Source organism: Rubrivirga sp., from assembly GCF_965213695.1.
Lineage (GTDB): Bacteria > Bacteroidota > Rhodothermia > Rhodothermales > Rubricoccaceae > Rubrivirga.
On sequence record NZ_OZ243912.1, the window covers coordinates 3,283,144 to 3,304,160 of the forward strand.

Below are 21,017 nucleotides of genomic sequence, written 5' to 3' on the forward strand. Positions count from 1 at the left end.
AGCTCGGGTGGCCCGCCTCACTCCAGCCCTCGTCCCATCGCGGTCGTCGCGGGCACGCCACCGGCGGGCCCTACGTGCGGACCGGCAGATGAAACGACATCTCATCGGCCCGGTGTCAGTCCCGAATGTCGAGGTCGCCGTAGGTCACCACGCCCTGCGCCCCGTCCAGCAGCAGGACGCGGTACAGCCCGGGCCCGCCGAGCGCGATCTGGCTCGCGCTGACCGAGAACGGGTAGAACCCGGCCTGCGCCGCGGCCGGCTCGACCGCGTTCGGGTCCGCGACCGGGACCAGGTCGACGGCGCCGGCCCGGTCTTCGGCGAGCACGTAGAGGCGGAGCCCGCCCGGCACGCCCTGGGTGTCGACCAAGAAGCTGACGGCCTGCCCCCGGCGGACGGGGTTCGGGCTCGGCAGCTCCAGCAGCGACACCCGGTTAAGGTAGGCCGGCCCGATCCGCCAGTCGGCCGGGTCGCGGCTCAGGACGGTCGCGCGCTCGTCGGTCTCGGTGATCCCGGCGACAGGCGTGAACAGGGCCTCGTCCTCGAAGACGCGCTGGGGGCCGGCCGAGGTGCCGTCGCAGGCGGCCACGCTGAGGACGGCGGCCACGAGCAGGAGCGGGCGTAGCATGGGAGTGCTGTGGTGGACCTCCCCAACGCTCGCCCCTCGCCCTCCGTGCCCGACGGCCGGCCCCGCTCCAGCGGGGTCCTGTCCGCCGACGCCCTGGCCGTCTCGCTCGGCGGGCGCCCGGTCCTCGATGGCCTGGCTTTCCGGGTCCGGCCGGGCGAGCGGATCGCGCTCGTCGGGCCCAACGGCGCGGGCAAGACGACGCTGCTGCGGGCCGTCGCCGGGCTGATCCCGTACGCCGGGCGGCTCGAGCTGTGGGGCCGCGAGGTGAGGGAGTGGCCGGCGCGGGCGCGGGCCAAGGAGATGGCCCTGGTCCGCCAGCAGGCCGAGCTCGCCGTCGACTTCACGGCGGCCGAGATCGTGGCCCTGGGCCGGTCGCCGCACCTCGGGTGGACCGAGCGGCTGGGCGCCGACGACCGAGCGCGCGTCGACGCCGCGCTCGGGGCCGTCGACCTGGGCGCGCTCGCGGGCCGACCCGTGACCCAGCTCTCGGGCGGCGAACAACAGCGGGTCGCGCTGGCGCAGGCCCTCGCCCAGGACGCCCCGCTCCTGTTGCTGGACGAGCCGACGGCCCACCTCGACGTCCGCCACCAGCTCGACCTGCTCGACCGCTTGGACGCGCTCGCCCGGTCCGGCAAGACCGTCGTGGCCGCGCTCCACGACCTCGACCGCGCCGCCCGCTTTGCCGACCGCCTGTGGGTCCTGGCCGAGGGCGCGCTCGTCGCCGACGGCCCGCCCGCCGACGTGCTCACGCCAGCGCTCTTGCGCCGCGCGTTCGGCGTCGAGGCCGAGGTCGAGGCGGCCGGCGACGGCCTGCGCGTCCGGTATCTTGGGGTCTCCCCTCTGGCCCGCGACTGACCCCGTCGCGTTCCCGTGTCGCTTGTTTCGCATTGCGTGGTGTCGCAGGCGAGACCGCGGCACGCCACACGAAACACGCTCGATGAAGGTCTACACCCGCACCGGCGACGACGGCACGACGGCTCTGTTCGGCGGCGGCCGCGTCGCCAAGAGCCACCCCCGGATCGCGGCCTACGGGACCGTCGACGAGGCCAACGCCGCGCTCGGGATGGCCCGGGCCGCGCTCGCCGCCGCGGCGGACGACGCCCCGAGCGCGGACGACCTCCGGGCCGACGTCCTGCTCGGCCGGCTCCAGAACGAGCTGTTCGTGCTCGGCGGCGACCTGGCCTCGCCCGGCGACGTGAGCTACCCGGTCCCCCGGATCGAAGCCCACCACGTCTCGGCGCTCGAAGGCGACATCGACGCGCTCACGGCCGACCTCCCCCCGCTCAAACACTTCGTGTTGCCGGGCGGGACGCCGGCCGCCGCCGCGCTCCACCTCGGCCGGACCGTCGCGCGCCGCGCCGAGCGGCTGGTCGTCGAGACGGCGGCGCTCGAGGAGGTCTCGGTCGAGGCCCTGCACTACCTCAACCGGCTGTCCGACCTGCTGTTCACCCTGTCCCGGTGGGTCAACCACCAGGCCGGCGTCGAGGAGCCCGTCTGGGCCCCAGTCGCCGACCGAACGCCGGGCGCCGCTTGACGGCACGGTTCGTGAGACGCCTCCGGGCGACTCGCCCCTCCGTCCCGCCGACCCCTCCGAGATGCCCCCCCCGCCCTCGTACCCCCTCGCCGACGAAGTCGCCAGTGCCATCACGCACGGGCTGGGCGTGCTGCTGAGCGTCGGCGCCGGGGCGGTCCTGGTCACGCTCGCGGTCCTGACCGGCGATCCGTGGACGATCGTCGGGGCGTCGGTCTTCGTCGGCACCCTCGTGCTCGTCTACGTCTCGTCGACGCTGTACCACGCGATCCCGTTCGAGGGGGCGAAGGCGCGGCTCCAGACGCTCGACCACTGCGCGATCTACGGGCTCATCGCGGGGACCTACACGCCGTTCCTGATCGGCGGGCTGCGGGGGCCGTGGGGGTGGTCGCTGCTCGCGACGATCTGGGCGCTGGCCGGGGCCGGCATCGTGTTCAAGCTGTTCACGACGGGCCGGTTCAAGCGGGTCTCGACGCTGATCTACGTCGCGATGGGCTGGCTCGTGGTGGTCGCGACGGGCCCGATGCGGGAGGCCCTGCCCGGCTCGACGCTGGCGTGGCTCGTCGGGGGCGGGCTGGCGTACACGGTGGGGACCGTGTTTTATCTGGCGCGCTGGCGGTTCGCCCACGCCGTGTGGCACGGGTTCGTGCTGGCCGGGAGCGTCTGCCACTTCGCGGCGGTCCTGGTGGAAGTGCTCCGCGTGGGGATTTAGGTGTATGGTCCCAGGGTGTCCTGGGTCGGATCACGGTAGAATCTGTCCGGCTCGCGTTGCCATTCCCGGCACACGAACTCGTACGGCGTCAGGCCCCGCAGCGTCTTCAACCGCTTGGCGTAGTTGTACGCCAGCAGGAACGCCGAGAGGTGCTCGCGCAGCTCGGCGTGGCTCCCGTAGTGGTACCGCTTGACCGTGGCCTCCTTGAGCGTCCGGTTCATCCGTTCCACCTGCCCGTTCGTCCACGGGTGCCCCACCTTGGTCAGCCGGTGCTCGATGCCGTGCTCGGCGCAGACGCGGCCGAAGAGGTGACGGAAGGCCCGGCGGTCCTGCTTGCGGTGGGTGAACTGGATGCCGTTGTCGGTCAGGATGGTGTGGAGGTCGTACGGGAAGGCCTCGATGACCGCCCGCAGGAAGTCGGCGGCCGTGGCCCGCTTGGCCTGCTCGTGGAGCTCGGCGTAGCACACCTTCGACGTCCGGTCGACGGCGACGAAGAGGTACAGCTTGCCCTCCTCGGTGCAGACCTCGGCGAAGTCGATGTGGACGTAGCCGACGGGGTACTCCTTGAACGCCTTCCGCTTGGGCTTGTCGCCCTCGACCTCGGGGAGCCGGCTGATCCCGTGGCGCTGCAAGCACCGGTGCAGCGACGACCGCGTGAGGTGGGGGATGGTCGGCTGGAGCGCGTAGAGGCAGTCGTCGAGCGGCAGCAGCGTGTGGCGGCGGAAGGCGACGACGGTGGCCTCCTCCTCGACCGAGAGCACGGTCGAGCGCGGGGTCTTCGGCCCCATCGGCGTGTCCTCGACGGTCTTGCGCTTGCGCCACTTGGCGACGGTCTTGCGGTCGATGCCGTGGCGGTTGGCGAGCGCGGCTACGGTCTCTTGGCTGCGCTGGATGGAGCGGCGGACGGCCTGCGTCGTGCGGGCGCTGCCGTGTAGAACCTGTCCCACAGATCGTCGGTGCTGGTGAGCGTCTGGGATCGCCCATGACTCTCTGGGACTAAACACCTAGTGCGGCCACGCAGCCGTCCTGGCGGGTTCCAGATCGAGGATGCGTGATTCGTGATGCGTGATCCTCCCCGGTGAGAGTCACGGATCACGCATCCAGAACGCCCCGGGGCCACCCGTCGACGTCTCTGAGACGGAGCACAGCGGAAGGCGGGAGGCGTGGCCGTCGCCGAGACCAGCCGCAAGCGCTGAGGCCGCGAGTTGCCCGGAACTTTTCCACAGCGCCAGACCGCTCACCGCTCACCGCTCACCGCTCACCGCTCACCGCTCACCGCTCACCGCTCACCGCTCACCGCTCACCGCTCACCGCTCACCGCTCACCGCTCACCGCACGAGGGCTTGGTCGAGCGTTCACCCGGGGGCCACAACGAAGGCACGCGGGCGGGGTTGGCTCTCTCCCCCGGAACGAGGCCCATGCACTGGTACGAGAAGCTGAACCGGTACTTCCCGGTCGAAGAGATGAAGTCGCGCGCCCACGTCGAGGCGCTGCTCGCGGAGAAGGGCGACGTCTACCACGTCGACCACGGCGAGCACCACGTGGTCCTCTTCGTCGAGGGCGAGCGGGTGGTGTTCGTGGACTACCTGCTGGTGGCGCCGGAGGCGCGCGGGCAGGGGCTCGGGAAAAAGCTCCTCGACACGCTCAAGGCCAAGGGCAAGCCGATCCTGCTCGAAGTCGAGCCGGCCGACTACGACGACACCGACACCGTCAAGCGGCAGCGGTTCTACACGCGCGAGGGGTTCCGCCACGTCGAGCGGCTCCGCTACCGCCGCCGCTCCCTCGCGACCCAAGCGGTCAACGAGCTCGAGATCCTGCTGTGGTCGCCCGACGACACGACGGACGAGGAAGCGTTCGACCTGGTCCGCGCCGTCTACGAGGAGATCCACACCTGGCGCGACCGCGACTTCTACGGCGAGAGCTACCAGCCGACCGAGGAGGTCCTGACGCTGGAGTCGGACGGCTGACTGCCCGTAGCGCTGGAACGACGGGCGCTGGTTGCGGGGTAGGCGGAGCCGTCCCCCGCCCACCTCCATGCCCGCCACCGTCGTCTGGTTTCGCAACGACCTCCGCTTGGGCGACCACGCCGCGCTGAGCCACGCCGCCGAGCGCGGCGCCGTCGTCCCCGCGTTCGTGTGGGCGCCAGCCGAGGAGGGCGAGTGGGCACCCGGCGGAGCGCATCGCTGGTGGCTCCACGAGTCGCTGGGCGCGCTCGATGCGAGCCTGCGAAAAAAGGGCAGCCGCCTGGTTCTCCGCCAGGGCGGCAGCTTGGACGCGCTGAAGGAGATCTGCCAGGTGACCGGGGCGGACCGTGTGGTGTGGCAGACGCGGGTCGCCCCCCACTTGCGGCGACGGGACGAGCAGGTCCGCGCCGGGCTGGAGGAGGCCGGGATCGAGGTCCGTCCCTTCGCCGGCCGGATTCTCCACGACCCGGCCCGGATCCAGACCGGCGCCGGGGGGCCGTACAAGGTCTACACGCCGTTCTGGAAGAAATTCCAGGACCAGGTCGACGTCGGCGCCCCGCTCGGCGTGCCGCGGCTGGGCGAGACCCGGGCGCCCGAGACGTGGCCGGAGTCCCGGCCTCTCGGCGCGCTCGGCCTGACGCCCCAGGCCCAGGACGGCGTCGACTGGGCCGGCGCCATGCGCGACGAGTGGACGCCCGGCGAGGCCGGCGCGCTCGACCGGCTCGACACGTTCCTCGCCGAGTCGCTCGTCGACTACCCCGAGGGCCGCAACGTGCCGGCCGCTCGGGACACGTCGATGCTGTCGCCGCACCTCCACTGGGGCGAGGTCAGCCCCCGCGCCGTCTGGGACCGCGTCCAAGCCTGGGTCTCGAACGGCGCCACCCGGGCCGACGCCGACACGTTCCTGAGCGAGATCGCCTGGCGCGAGTTCTCGTACCACGTCCTCCACCACTTCCCGCGCACGCCGACCGAACCGCTCAAGGCGAAGTACACCGCCATGCCGTGGCGGTCGTCGCCGGGCGACTTCGAGGCGTGGCAGCGCGGCCAGACCGGCTTCCCGCTCGTCGACGCCGGGATGCGCCAGCTGTGGGCCATCGGCTGGATGCACAACCGGGTGCGGATGGTCGTCGCGTCGTTCTTGACGAAGGACCTGCTGATCCCGTGGCAGGACGGCGCGCGGTGGTTCTGGGACACCCTGTGCGGCGGCGACCTCGCCAACAACACGATGGGCTGGCAGTGGGCCGCCGGCTGCGGCGCCGACGCCCAGCCGTTCTTCCGCATCTTCAACCCGGTCTCGCAGAGCCGGACGCACGACCCCGACGGCGCCTACGTCCGCCGGTGGGTCCCCGAGCTGGCCGCTCTCCCGACCAAGCACCTCCACGCGCCGTGGGAGGCCCCGGCCGACGTGCTCGCCGAGGCCGGCGTGACGCTCGGCGAGACGTACCCGGCGCCCATCGTGGACCATGCCGACGCGCGGGCGCGGGCGCTCGACGCGCTGAAGGCCGTGAACGCATAGCCCGGCCACGCCCCCCTCCAACTGTGCCGCCCGCCGACGCCCCTCCCTCCCCCGCCGACGCCTGGGATCGCTTCGAGCGCTTCCTCGCCGAGCACCTGCCCGTGCTGGCCGCGGACCTCGCCGCCGGGACCTCCGAGGCCGGCCTCGACGCCGTGGCCGAGCACGTCGGAGCGGCGTCGCCCGACCCGTTCGCCGCCCTCTACCGGCGCCACGACGGCCAGCGGAGCCCGGCGCCGGGCCTCTTCTTCGGCCTCCGCTTCCTCCCCTCTTCCGAGGCCGCCCGCGAGCGAGACCGGTGGGCGTCCCTTCTCCACGACGACCCTGCCCTCGCCACCGACATCGAGGTGACGGCGGTCCCCCCCAGAGCGGTCGCCCCCGTGTACGCCTCGCCGGCCTGGGTCCCGTTCGCCTCCGACGGCGCCGGCAACCACCTCGCCATCGACCTCGGCCCCGGCCCGGAGGGCACGCCGGGACACGTCATCAGCTTCGGGGCGGACGAGGCCACCCGCTACGTCCTGGCCCTCTCCGCCGCGCACTTTCTCGACTGGTGCGCCCGCCAGTGCGACGGGGGGCGGGCCGAGGTCGCGCCGGACCCCGACGCGCCCGGCGGTCTGGGCCTCCGCCTCGCGGGCGGGCAGACGCTGCTCGACGCCGTGCCGAGCCTGTTCGGACCCCGGTGAACGGCCCGGACGGCCTGCCGGCGGGAGGACTAGGGGTGTATGGGAGGGGGGAGTTTCCCTCCCATACACCTCACTCCCTTCGGCTTTAAACGAGGAGGGGTTCGGACTCGGCACGACCCGCTCCTCACTAGTAGCAGCCCTTGCCCTGGAGCCACGACACCATGCTCGTGGCCTGCGAGGTGCCGCTCGTGCCGCCGCCGGACGTGTTGGTAAAGTCGGCGCTCTTCCACGCCCCGCCGATCTTGACGTCGGCGTGGAACTGGCTGGGCGTGAGCGTGGTCGAGCTCGGGTAGTCCACGTCGACGTGGTACTCGACCTTGGCGGTGCCGAGCCGCGAGCACTTGGCGACGGCGTCCTCGATCCGCTTCCAGTTGCCGCGGTTGAAGTTGTACTGCTGCGGGACGAGGTTGGCCCGGCCGCCCCAGCCCCCGAGCTGGGAGCCGATCAGGTGGCCGCCGTCGTACGAGCTCGCGGGGCTGGCCCAGTTGCCGACGTTGGTCTGGCACGTCGTCTGGCGCGGGGCCGTGGTCACCGGGCCGAGGCTCTTGAACGCGGTGAGCGGGCGCCCCCGCGAGTCGATGTAGTGGTCCTCGACGCCGCCGGCCCCGACCAGCCGGAACCACTTGGTCCGGTCGCTGGTGGGGAACGTCTGCGGGCACGCCGTGATGTCGCGGAGCCGGCCCTGCTCGTCGCCCGCCGTCGCGCCGACGACCTCGAACGCGATGCCGTACCGGGCGAGCGTGGCCGCGAGCTCCGGGTCCGAAGCGCGGGCGCGGAAGTCCGCCAGCCCGTCGACGCCGCCGAGGTCGGCGAGGAGGCGGGCGTAGGCCGAGTCGGAGGGGGCCGTCGCGCGCTCGGGGACCGCGGGGGCGCCGGCATTCGAGTCGCAGCCCGCGAGCACGGCGAGGGCGACCAGGCCGGCCGTGAGCCACCCGGCTGACAAGGGCCGGGGCGAGGGAGAAGGCGTCATGCGAGGGGGGGAGGGTGAAGGCCGGCGAGAGTACGGACGGGCGCGGCCCGTGGGGCGTTACCGATGCGTAAGTCCTCCGCCCACGCGGAGGCCCGGCCCTCTCGCGACGGTTTGCCATTCCTTCACAATCAGGGTTTCTTCCGGTCCTCTCCCCCCGCACCCATGGACCTCTCCGCGGCCGACGCCCTGGCCCCGATCCCCTTCACCTCGTCGCCGAAGCCGACCCTCGGGGTCGAGATCGAGCTCCAGATCGTCGACCCGGTCACGTTCAACCTCAAGCAGGGGTCGGTCCAGCTCATCGAGCGGTTGGGGGGCGAGCACCCAAAGATCAAGCAGGAGCTGACCCAGTCGACCATCGAGGTGATCACGGGGATCTGCGGGGACGTGGCCGAGGCCGTCGACGACCTGAGCGGGTCGCTGCGCGAGTTGTACGCCCTCGGCGACGAGCTCGGGCTGGCGTTCTCGGCGGCCGGGACGCACCCGTTCGGGCAGTGGCGCGACCAGAAGATCTTCCCCAACGACCGGTATCAGAAGCTGGTCGACAAGATCCAGTGGCCGGCGCGGCGGCTGCTGATCTACGGGCTCCACGTCCACGTGGGGCTGTCGTCGGGCGAGAAGGCGATCGCGGTCTCGAACGCGCTCTCGAGCTACCTCCCGCACCTGCTGGCGCTGTCTGCGTCGTCGCCGTTCGTCGACTTCGAGGACACCGGGCTGGCGTCGACGCGGTCGAAGATCTTCGAGGGGATGCCGACGGCCGGGCTCCCGTACCGGCTGGCCAACTACGGCGAGTTCCAGCGGTTCATGAACACGCTCGTTCGGGCCAAGGCCATCGAGTCGATCCGCGAGATCTGGTGGGACATCCGGCCGCACCCCAGCTTCGGGACGTTGGAGATCCGCATCTGCGATACGCCCTCGACGATGGCGGAGCTGGCGTCGCTCGTGGCCCTGGTCCAATGCCTGGTCGTGGCCTTGGGCGACCGCTACGAGCAGGGCGCCCCGCTCCAAGTGCTCAAGCCGTGGATCTTGCGCGAGAACAAGTGGCGCGCGTGCCGCCACGGGCTCGACGCCGACGTGATCTGCGACAACGACGGCGACCACGGCGCGCTGAGGGAGCAGATCCCGGACCTCGTCGCCCGGCTCGAGCCGACCGCCGAGCGGCTCGGGTGCCTCGACGAGCTCCGCGGCCTCCACCGGACGCTCGACGGCGGCGCCTCCTACGAGCGCCAGCGCCGGACGTTCGAGCGGACCCGGCGGCTCCCCGACGTCGTCGCCTCGCTCGCGGCCGAGCTCCGCGAGAGCGTCGGGACGGGCTGAGGAGAGATCGGGGACGGCCCCTCCGGCGGTCCTCCGTCCCCCGTCCTCGGTCCCGGAGGTCCTCCGCCCTCAACTCGCCGCTCTCCCCCGCCGATTAACACGGGGACCGAACGAAGGTGGGCCCGCGGACGTTGGCCCGTCCCGATCACTCCGACCGTCCCCCCGCTCCCCTTGATCGCTGCCGACGCCCCCCCGCTTTCCGAGATCGACCTGTCCCGCTCCGACCCCGCCTTCCGCGCCGACCTCGTCGACCTCCGGCGGGCCCTCCACGCCCGGCCGGAGCTGGGGTTCGAGGAGCACGCGACGGCCCGGCACCTCCGCGAGTGGCTGGGCGAGCGGGGGCTCGAACCGTCGGCGCCGATGGCCGGGACCGGGTTCGTGGTCGACGTCGCCGGCGACCGGCCGGGCCTGACCGTCGCGTACCGGGCCGACATGGACGCGCTCCCGATCCAGGAGGCGACCGACGTGCCGTACCGCTCGCTCGCGTCGGGCGTGATGCACGCCTGCGGCCACGACGCCCACATGACGGTCGCCTGCGGCGTGGCCGTGCTCGCCGACCGCCGACGTGACGAGTTCGCCGGGACCGTCCGCGTCGTGTTCCAGCCGGCCGAGGAGATCTCGCCGTCCGGGGCGCCGGCCATGGTCCGGGCCGGCGCGCTCGACGGCGTCGACGCGATCTACGCCGTCCACATGGACCCGTCGCAGGCCGTCGGCCGGTTCGGGTTCCGGACGGGGCCGCTGACGGCGGCGTGCGCCCCGTTCCGCGTGACGGTCCGGAGCGAGCTCTCGGGCCACTCGGCGCGTCCGCACGAGGCCGTCGACACGGTCTGGGTGGCGACCCAGATCGCGACCGAGCTGTACCAGCTGCCGGGCCGCGTGACGGATGCCCGGAAGGCGGCCGTGCTCACGATCTGCCGGATCCGCGGCGGCGACGCGCTCAACGTGATCCCGGCCGAGGTCGAGTTCGGCGGGACGCTCCGCTGCGTCGACGGCGAGACGCTGGGCTACCTCCGCGAGAAGATCCGCCGCGTGGCCGGGGCCTTGGGCGCCGTCTACAAGGCCGACGTCGACGTCGACTTCGACGTGACGCTGCCGGCCGTCGTTAACACGGCGCACGAGGTGGCCACGGCGACCGGCGCGGCCGTCGACCTGTTCGGGACCGAGGCGGCCATGCCGATCCCGCTGCCGAGCATGGGCGGCGAGGACTTCGCGTACTACCTCCAGAAGGTCCCGGGCTGCATGGTCCGGGTGGGCTCGGCGAGCGGGCCCGAGACGCGGTACCCGCTCCACCACGCCCGGTTTGACCTCGACGAGGGGGCGCTCCCGCTGGCGGCCCACCTGATGGCCGAGACGTGCCTCCGCCACCTCGCGGGGCGCTCGGGCTGAGGGAGCCCGCGTCAGGGCAAGCGCCCCCTGTGTCGTCCTGAGCCTGCGAAGGATCTCGACTCGATCCTCGCGCCCTCCTCAGCGTCCCCTACGACTTGGCCACCGTGCTGAGATCCCCCGCCTTCGCGGGGGCAGGCTCTTCGCAGGCTCAGGATGACAAGTCAGGGGAGTACGCGATAGCCCTGGCACGGCTGGTGCTATGAGTGGACCTCCCGTGGGGCGGGCTCGCGTCGGCGACGTTGCCGGCTCTCCCCCTCCCATGCCGTCATCCTCGCGCACGCGGGAATGACGGCTTGGGGTTGAGGAGGCAGATTCCTTCATAGCACCAGCCGTCCTGGAGAGATCCTGGGGCTCGCAGATTTGTCGGGCAACCCGCCCTACTTTCCGGCGGCTCTCCTCTCCCCCGATGCGCTGGACCGTTGCCGTCCTCTCTTTGCTTGTGGCCACTTCGGTCGTCGCGCAGGCCCCTGCTCCGGGCGACGTGGTGATCAACGAGATCCTGTACGACCCGCCGCCGCCGCAGCCGTCGGGCAACGAGTGGGTCGAGCTCCTCAACGTCACCGACGGCCCGGTCGACCTCGGCGGGCTCGTCGTGACCGACGGGGGCTCGGCGTCGGCGCCCATCCCGGCCGGGACGACGCTCGACGCTGGCGCGTTCGCCGTGATCGTGAGGGATGGGGAGGCGTTCGCGGCAGCATATCCCAGCGTCCCGTTCATCGAGGTCGACGGGTTCCCCGCGCTCAACAACTCGGGCGACCGGGTGGCGCTCGTCCGGGGCACGACCGAGATCGACGCCGTCCCGTACCTCCCCTCGTGGGGCGGCGCCGACGCCTCGCTCGAGCGGCGCGATCCGCTCGGGCCGAGCGACCAAGCCAGCAACTTCGGCACGTCGACGGCGGCGGGTGGCGCGACGCCCGGGGCGCCGAACTCGCTCCTCGCCCAGGACACCGAGCCCCCGTCCCTCGTCGAGGTCGAGGCGCTTGACGCCCAGACCGTCCGCGTCACGTTCTCGGAGCCCGTCGAGCAAGCCTCGGCCGAGACGGCGGCGAGCTACGCCATCGACGGCGGGGTCGGGGTGCCCGCGCTGGCGATGATCGGCGACACGCCGAGCGAGGTCGTGCTCGCGCTGGCGACGCCGCTCGTCGGGCCGGCCTCGTACACGCTCACCGTCCGCGATGTGGCCGACCGGCGGGGCAACGCCATCGGCACGGCCACGGCGACGTTCTTCTTTGGCGAGGGCTCGGCGGCCGGCCCGCGCGACCTCGTCATCAACGAGTTCCTGTACGACCCGCCGCCGGGCCGCGACCCGGGCGAGTTCGTGGAGCTGTTCAACCGGACCGACCGGGCGTTCGACTTGCGCGAGTTCACGCTCAACGACGCGGTCGGCGACGCCCAGCCGATCACGACGGCGCCCGTGTTCGTCGGGCCGGGCGGCTACGCCGTGGTGGTCCAGGACGGCGACCGCTTCCGGGCCGTCTTCCCCGACGTCGCGTTCGTCGAGCAGCCCGGGTGGAGCGCGCTCAACAACAGCGGCGACGCCATCGTGCTGGCGTACCAGGGCACGACCGTCGACTCGCTGTTCTACAGTCCCGAGTGGGGCGGCGAGGACGCGAGCCTGGAGCGGAAGGACCCGGACGGCCCGTCGTCGGTGGCCGCCAACTACGCCACGACGACGGACCCGCGGGGCGGCACGCCGGGTGCCCAGAACAGCCGGTTCGAGCCCGACGTGACTGGCCCCCGGCTCACGGCCGCGGCGGCGTCGCCCGACGGCCGGACGCTCACGGTGACGCTCGACGAGCCCGCGGACCCCGCCTCGGTCACGGCGGCTATGTTCACGGTGGCCGGCGTCGGGGTGTCGAGCGTGGCGTACGTGCCCGAGAGCACGACGGTCACCCTCGCGCTGGCCGCCGCGCTCCCCGCCGGCCCGTCGACCGTCACGGCCACGGGCCTGACGGACCTGCTCGGCAACACGACGGCCTCGACCTCGACGACGGTCACGTTCACGCCGGACACGGTCGCCCCGTCTATCGCGCGTGTCACGGCTCGGTCGCCGTCGCTGCTGGCGGTCACGTTCACCGAGCCCGTCACGGCGGCGACGGCGACAGACACTGCCCGCTACGCGGTCGAGGGCACGACCGTCGCCTCGGTCACGCCGAGCCGGACGTCGGGCGGAGGTGTGACCGAGGTCGAGGTCGCGCTCGCGGGCCCGCTCGCCGAGCCGGCCGTCTACGCCGTCGCGGTCACCGGGCTGACCGACCTCGCCGGCAACGTCACCGACCGCGCTGAGGCGTCGGTCTTCGTCGGCACGCCGGACACGCCGGGGCCGGGCGACCTGGCGATCACCGAGATCATGTACGACCCGGCCGTCGGCAGCGACGGCGAGTACGTCGAGGTGCTGAACACGTCGGCCACAGGCGTCTTCGCGCTCGACCGGGTGACCATCGACGACGGCGACCGTGACGGCGACCCGCTGGCTGACGAGGCCGCCGTGTTGTTGCCGGGCGAGTCCGTTGCCATCGTGCGGGACGCCGATGGGTTCCGAGCCGCATTCCCGGATGCGCCGTTCGTGGTCGGCGGGAGCGTAATCGGGCTGTCGAACTCGGGCGAGGCCGTCGTGCTGCGCGCGGCCGGCGCCGTTTTGGACTCCGTGTTCTACCAGCCGTCGTGGCACCGCGTCGAGCTCGACGACGCGACGGGGATCAGCCTGGAACGGCGGGACCCGACGAGCGGCGCGAACGACCCCGCCAACTGGTCGTCGTCGCTGGACGAGCGCGGCGGCACGCCGTCGGCGCCGAACTCGCTCTCGATCTCGGGGACGCCGGTCGAGCGCGACCCAGCCCTGACCGTCACGAGCCCGTTCGCGCCGACCCTCGGTGAGGCCGCCCGGATCACCTACGCGCTCTCGACCGAGGCCGCCCTCGTCCGCGCTCGGGTCTACGACGGCGGCGGCCGGCCCGTCCGCGAGCTCGAGCCGGGCCGGCTGAGCGGGACCACGGCCACGCTCACGTGGGACGGCACCGACGACGACCGCCGCCCGCTCCGGGCCGGCATCTACGTCGTCCTGGTCGAGGCCGTCGACGCCCAGGGCGGGACGACGGAGGCGCTGCGCGGCGTCGTGGTGCTGGCGCGGCCGAGGTAGCTGGTCGTCGCGGGCGCCTCCGGCCGGGGCAGCGGGTTCCCCGCGAGGCGCCTAGGACGCGCCCCCAGATGTGCCGCCAGGTATGGGGGACGGCAACCTCGTAACTTCGGGGGTGTTAGGCTCGACACCTTCCCTCGCCCCTCTATGCCCCTCGCTACTCCTCCCCCGCTCCGTCACGCGTTCGCCTCGGCCCTCGCCGTCCTCGTCTTGCTCGCGACCGCCTCGGCCCCGCTCGCCCAAGGGTTCCCCAAGATCGCGCTGCCCGGCGGGTTCCAGATCGAGAAGATGGCCGACAGCCTCCAGCTCCCCAGCGCCCTCGCCTGGGACGACCAGGGGCGGATGTACGTCGGGACGGCCGGCGGCGGCCTGTTCCCCGAGCAGCTCGCGCCCATCCAGATCCTCCGCGTCGACCCCGACGGGTCGACGGAGGTCGTCGTCGACCTCTCCGACCGCATTGAGCCGGCGCTCGTCGGGCTCCTCTGGCACGACGACGCCTTCTACATCACGCACCGGGCCGACGACCTCACCGGGGCCGTCTCCCGCGTGACGATGGACGGCGAGCTCACGACGCTCTTCAGCGGGATCATCGACAGCCAGGCCGAGCACCAGATCAACGACATCCGGATGGGCCCGAACGGGCGGATGTACGTGGCCGTCGGGCCGGCCGGGAACGCGGGCATCGTCGGCCCGACCGTGGCCCCCTACATCGCGTTGAGCCCCGGCCTCAAGGCCACGCCCTGCGAGGACGTCGTCCTCACCGGCCGGAACCGGCTCTACCCCGACTTCCGGACGCCGGCGATGGGCGACTCGGTCCTGACCGGCGCCTACGTCCCGTTCGGGACGATGACGACGCCGGGGCAGGTCATTGAGGGCGTCGAGAAGTGCGGCGGGTCGATCCTCTCGTTCGATCCCGACGACGCCGAGAACACGATCCGGACGGAGGCCTGGGGGTTCCGGAACCTCATCGGCCTCGCCTTCGACTCGACCTCGGGGACGAACGCGGGCAACATGCTGTACGCGGCCGAGAACGGGTACGACATCCGCGAGCGCGGCGTCCGCGACACGATGGACGCGAGCCTCCGCGTGACGCTCCGGGTCAGCGACATCGGCGACATCCCGTGGTATGGGGTCCCCGACTTCACGGCCGGGCGGCTCCCCGTGACGGACCCCCAGTTCCAGCCGCCGGACTCGCTCCAGGCGCCGGTCTTCGTCGGCGACCAGCGGGTCGCGAAGGGGCTCGGGTTCCTCATCGACCACGCGGCCAGCGGGCTCACGCCCCCGACGCCCAACGTCGTGCTCGGCCGGCACCCGTTCAACTCGTCGCCGTCGATGATCGACGTGGCTCCGGCCTCCTGGGGCGACCTCGCCGGCCACGTGTTCGTCGCCGAGTGGGGCGACCTGGCCCCGCCGACCAACCCGCTCCGCGGGCCGGCCCCGGCCGGGTTCCGCGTCGTCCGCGTGGACCCGGCGACGGGCGAGGTCTTCCCGTTCGTCCGGAACCAGCGCCCCGGCCCGGCCTCGGGGCAGCCGCCCGTGGGCGAGGACGGGATCGAGCGGCCCTTCGACGTCCAGTTCGGCCCCGACGGGGCGATGTACATCGTCGACTACGGCGAGGTCATGATCGACTACACGGAGGCCCCGCCGTACCAGTACCAGACCGACACCGGGTCCATCTGGCGCGTGACGGCGGCGGGCGGGGCGCAGACCACGTTTACCGTGACGGTCGAGAACGTCTCGACGCCGGGCCTGCTCTCGACCGACCGGGCCATGGGCGCCGTCCCCCTCTCGCCGGGCGCCTGGGTCACGTTCCGCGGCGACGACCCGGCGTTCACGCCGGGTGAGATGGCCGACAGCGGGACCCGGCTCATCGCCGAGGACGGCTTCCCGTCGCCGGACCTCTCGCCGCCGAACACGGACGGAACGGAGACGACGCTCCTCATGCAGGCGGCAAACGCCAGCCAGGTCGGAACGTTCTCTTCCGACGGGGGCGCGGACAATGGCCCGGCCATCTTCCCCGCACTCGGTGGGGCCGCCGCGGAGTCAGCGACGTTCACCTTCACGGCCTCGGAGGGGGACCGGCTCCAGATCGAGACCATGTTCGTCCAGTCCAACGACTGGTTCCTCGCCTTCGGCGATGGGGGCCTCGAGCTGTTCGAGGACGGCGAGCCGGTCTCGGGCGACGTGACGGACCGGCTCCGGCTCTACGACGCGGGCACCGAGATCGACGCGCCGCCGGGCGAGGGACCGACGAGCCCGCCGGGCGCGGTGCAGAAGCCGGTCCAGGACCCGATGGCGACCAACGTGGGCACGGACGAGAGCGAGCCGATCCAGCTCGCCCGCGACCGGCACTCGGGCTTCTCGATCCCGGCGAACGCCGAGGTCATCCGCGTCACCATCACGCCCTCGGGCGCGACGGCGATCTCCGGCGACCGTGGCCCCGGCAGGTTCGAGCTGGAGGCCGCCCGCCCGAACCCGTTCACCGGGTCGACGGAGGTCCGCTTCACGGTCCCGGAGGCGGGCCCCGTCCGCCTGGCCGTGTATGACGTGCTGGGCCGGCAGGTGGCCGTCTTGGTGGACGAGACCCTGAGGGCAGGCCCGCACGGGGTCCGGTTCGACGGGAAGGGCCTTCCGAGTGGGACCTACGTCGTCCGCGCTCAGGTCGGCGACGCCTCCCGGACCCGGCTCATGACGCTGGTCCGGTAGCGGCTCGCATGGCGGGGGCCGCCTGCTCTGGGAGAGCGGGCGGCCTCTTTGTTTTCCCCCTGCCCGGGGCGCCCGTCGAGCGCGGAGAGCGCGGAAGGCGCCGGCGATGGGGGGCGGCAGGCCTGAACAAGGGCACCCGCTCTCGGCGGCGACGGCCGCGCTCTCCCCGTGGAGCGGGCCCCTCTGCGCGCTCGGCGGCGCAGCCGCGCGCTCCGTCTTCCGGACCCCCGATCACCGCCCCGGCGTCTACGGGTGGACGGTACCTTTGGACCGTCCAGGGCGGGCTGGGGCCACGTCGGCGACCGCACCGCGAATCCATCCCGCCGGCCGGCACGGATGGAACAGGGCCGCCCGTTCCCGATTCGACGCTCTCTCTATCCCGGACCCATGAGCACGACTGCGACTCCGACGGCACCCGCGCCCACTCCGCCCGCTGGCGCCCCGGCCCTCCCCTCCCCCGTCCGCTTGAGCGACCGGGCGGCGAGCGAGGTCCGCCGGATCGTCGCCAACAAGCAGATCCCGGCCGAGTACGGCCTGCGCGTCGGCGTCAAGGGCGGCGGGTGCTCGGGCATGAGCTATGTCCTGGGCTTCGACAAGCGCCGGGACCACGACCTCGCCTTCGAGCTCGACGCCGACGACCCGGCCGGCCCGATCACCGTGTTCATGGACAAGCGCCACGGGCTGTACCTCATGGGCACGACGGTCGATTACCACGACGGCCTCGACGCGCGCGGGTTCGTCTTCGACAACCCCCAGGCGACCCAGACCTGCGGCTGCGGTTCTTCCTTTGCCGCCTAAGCCCCTACGGGCGGGTACGGGGTACCTGGTACGAGGTACGCCCCACGCTCTCCACCCGTACCACGTACCGAGTACCTCGTACCCCATTCTTATGGAAGGCAACTTTTCCAACCGCGTCCGCGACGTGATCTCGTACTCCCGCGAGGAGGCGATCCGGCTCGGGCACGACTACATCGGGACCGAGCACCTGCTCCTGGGCATCATCCGGGAGGGCGAGGGGATCGCCGTCAAGATCCTCCGGAACCTCGGGTGCGACCTGTTCAAGCTGAAGAAGGCCGTCGAGGACACCGTCCGGTCGACCGGCGGCACGCTCACCGTCGGCAACATCCCGCTGACGAAGCAGGCCGAGAAGGTCCTGAAGATCACCTACCTCGAGGCCAAGCTCTACAAGAGCGACGTCATCGGGACCGAGCACCTCTTGCTGAGCCTGCTCCGCGACGAGGACAACGTCGCGGCCCAGATCTTGCAGCAGGCGTTCTCGGTGAGCTACGACGCCGTCCGCGCCGAGCTCGACTCCATCCTGAGCGGGAAGGCCTCCCCCCGCGCCGCGACCGACGAGCCCAGCTCGGGCCGCGGGCGCTCCCGCTCGTCCAGCAGCAGCAAACGAGAGATGGCAGAGAAGTCCAAGACCCCGGTCCTCGACAACTTCGGCCGCGACCTGACGTCGATGGCCGAGGAAGGCAAGCTGGACCCCATCGTCGGCCGCGAGGTCGAGATCGAGCGCGTGGCCCAGGTGCTCTCGCGCCGCAAGAAGAACAACCCGGTCCTGATCGGCGAGCCCGGCGTGGGCAAGACGGCGATCGCCGAGGGGCTGGCGCTCCGGATCGTCCAGCGCAAGGTCTCGCGCGTCTTGTACGACAAGCGGATCGTCACGCTCGACCTGGCCGCGCTCGTGGCCGGGACGAAGTACCGCGGCCAGTTCGAGGAGCGGATGAAGGCCGTGATGACGGAGCTCGAGAAGAACCAGGACGTCATCCTCTTTATCGACGAGCTCCACACGCTCGTCGGCGCCGGCGGCGCGAGCGGTTCGCTCGACGCCTCGAACATGTTCAAGCCGGCGCTGGCGCGCGGTGAGATCCAGTGCGTCGGCGCGACGACCCTCGATGAGTACCGCCAGTACATCGAGAAGGACGGGGCGCTCGACCGCCGCTTCCAGAAGATCCTGGTCGACCCGGCCACGCCCGAGGAGGCCGTCGAGATCCTGACCCAGATCCAGGGCAAGTACGAGGACCACCACAACGTCGAGTACGACGAGGGGACCATCGAGCTCATCGTCAAGCTCTCCGAGCGCTACATCACCGACCGGCACCTGCCGGACAAGGCCATCGACGTGCTCGACGAGGCCGGCGCGCGCGTCCACCTCGCCAACATCAAGGTGCCGCCGGAGGTGGTCGAGCTCGAGGAGCAGATCGAGGCGGTCAAGGAGGAGAAGAACCAGGTCGTGAAGTCGCAGAACTTCGAGAAGGCCGCCCAGCTCCGCGACCGGGAGAAGAAGCTCCAGGAGGAGCTCGAGAACGTCAAGGACGAGTGGGAGCGCCAGGCCGAGGACGAGACCTACCCCGTCACCGAGCGCGACATCTCGGCCGTCGTCGCCATGATGACCGGCGTGCCGGTCGACCGCGTCCAGACGACCGAGGGGGCCAAGCTCCTCAACATGGAGGAGATGCTCAAGGGGAAGGTCGTCGGGCAGGACGAGGCGCTCGTCAAGCTGTCCCGGTCCATCCGCCGGACGCGGGCCGGGCTCAAGGACCCCAAGCGGCCCATCGGCTCGTTCATCTTCCTCGGGCCCACGGGCGTCGGGAAGACGGAGCTGGCGAAGCGGCTGACCGAGTACCTCTTCGACAGCCAGGACGCGCTCATCCGGATCGACATGTCGGAGTACATGGAGAAGTTCTCCGTGTCGCGGCTGGTCGGGGCGCCTCCCGGCTACGTCGGCTACGAGGAGGGCGGCCAGCTGACCGAGAAGGTCCGCCGCAAGCCGTACTCGGTCGTGCTGCTCGACGAGATCGAGAAGGCGCACCCGGACGTGTTCAACATCCTGCTCCAGGTGCTCGACGACGGGATCCTGACGGACGGGCTCGGCCGCCGCGTCGATTTCCGGAACACGATCATCATCATGACCTCGAACATCGGGGCGCGCGACATCAAGAACCTCGGCAAGGGCATCGGCTTCTCACTGACGGAGGAGACGTTCGACTACTCGAAGATGAAGTCGACCGTCGAGGACGCGCTCAAGAAGGTGTTCAACCCGGAGTTCCTCAACCGGATCGACGACGTCATCGTTTTCCACCCGCTCGAGAAGTCGCACATCCTGGAGATCATCGACGTGATGCAGACGGACCTCTTCGCGCGCGTCGAGGATCTGGGCATCGAGATCGAGCTGTCGGACGCGGCCAAGGAGTTCTTGGTCGAGAAGGGGTTCGACCCCCAGTTCGGCGCCCGCCCGCTCCGCCGCGCGATCCAGAAGTACGTCGAGGACCCGATGGCCGAGTCCATCCTGACGAACGACCTCCAGGAAGGGGCCAAGATCTCCGTCGACCACACGGCCGGCGAGGACGAGCTCTCGTTCAAGACGAAGAAGGCGAAGAAGAAGGCCACCCCGAAGGACGAGGCCACCGAGGAGCCGGAGCCCGAGGCCCCGGCCACTGAGGACTAGCCTCCTCGCCTCGTCCCTGATCCCGCCCCGCTGGTGCTCGTCGCCAGCGGGGCGTTTGGTGTTCACGCCGGCACGTCGAGCGTCCAGAGCGTGACGTAGAACAAGACGAGCCGGTAGACCTCCATCGCCACCAGCGTCCCCACTGTCGCCGTCGACAACCCGGCGGCGGCGCTGCCCCACCACCCCAGTCCGTAGACGCGCCGGAACGCGAGGACAAGGTAGGCCGACCACGCCACGAGCATCGTCGGCAGGATGACCGCGTCATTGAGGTCGTAGGCTACGTCGCCGGTGAGCCACAGGACTGCCAGGAGCGGGGCGGCCAAGACGGCGGTGATGAGCACCGACGACGCCATGAGCACGGCCACGAAGTGCGTCGCGAACACCGCGTGTCGGACGACTGGACGGCCCGTCCGCACGAGGATCAGGGCGATGAAGGCCACGTAGGCCGGGACGAACACAGCGATCAGCGTCGGCGCCAGCGCCCGGGCACGCTGGCGGAACGCGGCGTCGTAACGCTCGGCGGTGACGCCGGCGTCGTTGACCGCCTCCGTCATCCGGGCGTCGAAGGCGGGGTTGCTGCGGTACAGGCCGGGGTCGCCCAGGAACGCCTGCGCACCGAAGTTGCTCATCCAGAGGAAGAACACGACGTTGACGACCAAGAACAGCCGGACGGGGCGGACGTACAGCCCGCGACGCCCGGCGAAGTATTCGGTCGTCAGCGTGCCCGGCACGAACAGCGCCTTGACGGAGCGCCACAGCCGTCCGTCGGCGCTCGTGACCTCGTGGAACTGGTCGCGGAGGAACGCCGCCAGCGACTCGTCCTCGGGTCGGGGCCGGCGCTCGCCGCACTCGTGGCAGTACGCGCCGACGAGCGGTTCGTCGCACGCCGCGCACCGAGCTAGTCCCGTGGACTCCTCCTCCGCACCGGGGACAGGTCGGTCGAGGACGAGATCGGACACGGCGTGGGAGACGGAATCCCTCGGAACATACTCGGCCACGCCGGGCCCTTTCCGCTCCTCCCCG

16 protein-coding genes are annotated in these 21,017 nt (G+C 71.7%); 12 read left to right on the forward strand and 4 right to left on the reverse strand.

Translation table 11 applies throughout. From position 1 onward, the window contains the following. Window positions 1-115: 115 nt before the first annotated feature. Window positions 116-625: a hypothetical protein gene (locus tag ACOOHE_RS14600; protein WP_420454817.1), complete on the reverse strand. Its 510-nt coding sequence runs from the start codon at window positions 623-625 to the stop codon at window positions 116-118. A 45-nt stretch (window positions 626-670) separates the two neighbouring features. Between ACOOHE_RS14600 and ACOOHE_RS14605 the strand changes: the two genes are divergently transcribed. The 3 genes from ACOOHE_RS14605 (at window position 671) to trhA (ending at window position 2,868) form a co-directional block, all read left to right on the forward strand. Continuing rightward, window positions 671-1,480 carry an ABC transporter ATP-binding protein gene (locus tag ACOOHE_RS14605; RefSeq protein WP_420454818.1) on the forward strand — a complete coding sequence of 270 codons (810 nt, stop codon included), beginning with the start codon at window positions 671-673 and terminating at the stop codon, window positions 1,478-1,480. An 82-nt stretch (window positions 1,481-1,562) separates the two neighbouring features. Continuing rightward, complete coding sequence (locus tag ACOOHE_RS14610; RefSeq protein ID WP_420454819.1) at window positions 1,563-2,159, forward strand: cob(I)yrinic acid a,c-diamide adenosyltransferase; 597 nt, start codon at window positions 1,563-1,565, stop codon at window positions 2,157-2,159. 61 nt (window positions 2,160-2,220) lie between these two features. Further along, window positions 2,221-2,868: a PAQR family membrane homeostasis protein TrhA gene (gene trhA, locus ACOOHE_RS14615; protein WP_420454820.1), complete on the forward strand. Its 648-nt coding sequence runs from the start codon at window positions 2,221-2,223 to the stop codon at window positions 2,866-2,868. Here trhA and ACOOHE_RS14620 read toward each other — a convergent pair. After that, the gene (locus tag ACOOHE_RS14620) at window positions 2,865-3,815 is read right to left on the reverse strand and encodes an IS481 family transposase (protein WP_420454821.1); all 951 of its coding nucleotides are present in this window, start codon (window positions 3,813-3,815) and stop codon (window positions 2,865-2,867) included. The genes trhA and ACOOHE_RS14620 overlap by 4 nt on opposite strands. A 471-nt stretch (window positions 3,816-4,286) precedes the next feature. Between ACOOHE_RS14620 and ACOOHE_RS14625 the strand changes: the two genes are divergently transcribed. The 3 genes from ACOOHE_RS14625 (at window position 4,287) to ACOOHE_RS14635 (ending at window position 7,028) form a co-directional block, all read left to right on the forward strand. Next, a complete protein-coding gene (locus tag ACOOHE_RS14625; RefSeq protein ID WP_420454822.1) occupies window positions 4,287-4,835 on the forward strand; it encodes a GNAT family N-acetyltransferase in 549 nt (182 codons plus the stop codon). Window positions 4,836-4,902: 67 nt separating this feature from the next. Further along, on the forward strand, window positions 4,903-6,348 hold the full coding sequence (locus ACOOHE_RS14630) for a cryptochrome/photolyase family protein (protein WP_420454823.1): 1,446 nt from the start codon (window positions 4,903-4,905) through the stop codon (window positions 6,346-6,348). A 23-nt stretch (window positions 6,349-6,371) separates the two neighbouring features. Continuing rightward, on the forward strand, window positions 6,372-7,028 hold the full coding sequence (locus ACOOHE_RS14635) for an SMI1/KNR4 family protein (RefSeq protein WP_420454824.1): 657 nt from the start codon (window positions 6,372-6,374) through the stop codon (window positions 7,026-7,028). Window positions 7,029-7,155: 127 nt separating this feature from the next. Here ACOOHE_RS14635 and ACOOHE_RS14640 read toward each other — a convergent pair whose 3' ends face one another. Next, window positions 7,156-7,998, reverse strand: a complete 843-nt coding sequence (locus ACOOHE_RS14640) for a DNA/RNA non-specific endonuclease (protein WP_420454825.1) — start codon at window positions 7,996-7,998, stop codon at window positions 7,156-7,158. 162 nt (window positions 7,999-8,160) lie between these two features. On the opposite strand from ACOOHE_RS14640, the gene ACOOHE_RS14645 reads away from it, so the two are divergent. From ACOOHE_RS14645 to ACOOHE_RS14670, 6 genes are all read left to right on the forward strand, one after another. Further along, entirely contained in the window at window positions 8,161-9,312 is a 1,152-nt protein-coding gene (locus ACOOHE_RS14645) for a glutamate--cysteine ligase (protein ID WP_420454826.1), read from the forward strand. A 171-nt stretch (window positions 9,313-9,483) separates the two neighbouring features. Next, window positions 9,484-10,698 (forward strand): M20 metallopeptidase family protein, encoded by a 1,215-nt coding sequence (locus ACOOHE_RS14650; protein WP_420454827.1) that lies wholly within the window; start codon window positions 9,484-9,486, stop codon window positions 10,696-10,698. Window positions 10,699-11,104: 406 nt separating this feature from the next. Then, a complete protein-coding gene (locus tag ACOOHE_RS14655; RefSeq protein WP_420454828.1) occupies window positions 11,105-13,837 on the forward strand; it encodes a lamin tail domain-containing protein in 2,733 nt (910 codons plus the stop codon). Between the two features lie 144 nt (window positions 13,838-13,981). After that, complete coding sequence (locus ACOOHE_RS14660; protein WP_420454829.1) at window positions 13,982-16,540, forward strand: spondin domain-containing protein; 2,559 nt, start codon at window positions 13,982-13,984, stop codon at window positions 16,538-16,540. Between the two features lie 387 nt (window positions 16,541-16,927). Then, window positions 16,928-17,338, forward strand: coding sequence for a HesB/IscA family protein (locus ACOOHE_RS14665; protein WP_420454830.1), 411 nt, complete (start codon window positions 16,928-16,930; stop codon window positions 17,336-17,338). A 91-nt stretch (window positions 17,339-17,429) separates the two neighbouring features. Beyond that, complete coding sequence (locus ACOOHE_RS14670; RefSeq protein WP_420454831.1) at window positions 17,430-19,994, forward strand: ATP-dependent Clp protease ATP-binding subunit; 2,565 nt, start codon at window positions 17,430-17,432, stop codon at window positions 19,992-19,994. 62 nt (window positions 19,995-20,056) lie between these two features. On the opposite strand, the gene ACOOHE_RS14675 is transcribed toward ACOOHE_RS14670, so the two are convergent. Next, window positions 20,057-20,953 carry a DUF3667 domain-containing protein gene (locus ACOOHE_RS14675; RefSeq protein ID WP_420454832.1) on the reverse strand — a complete coding sequence of 299 codons (897 nt, stop codon included), beginning with the start codon at window positions 20,951-20,953 and terminating at the stop codon, window positions 20,057-20,059. Window positions 20,954-21,017 lie beyond the last annotated feature (64 nt).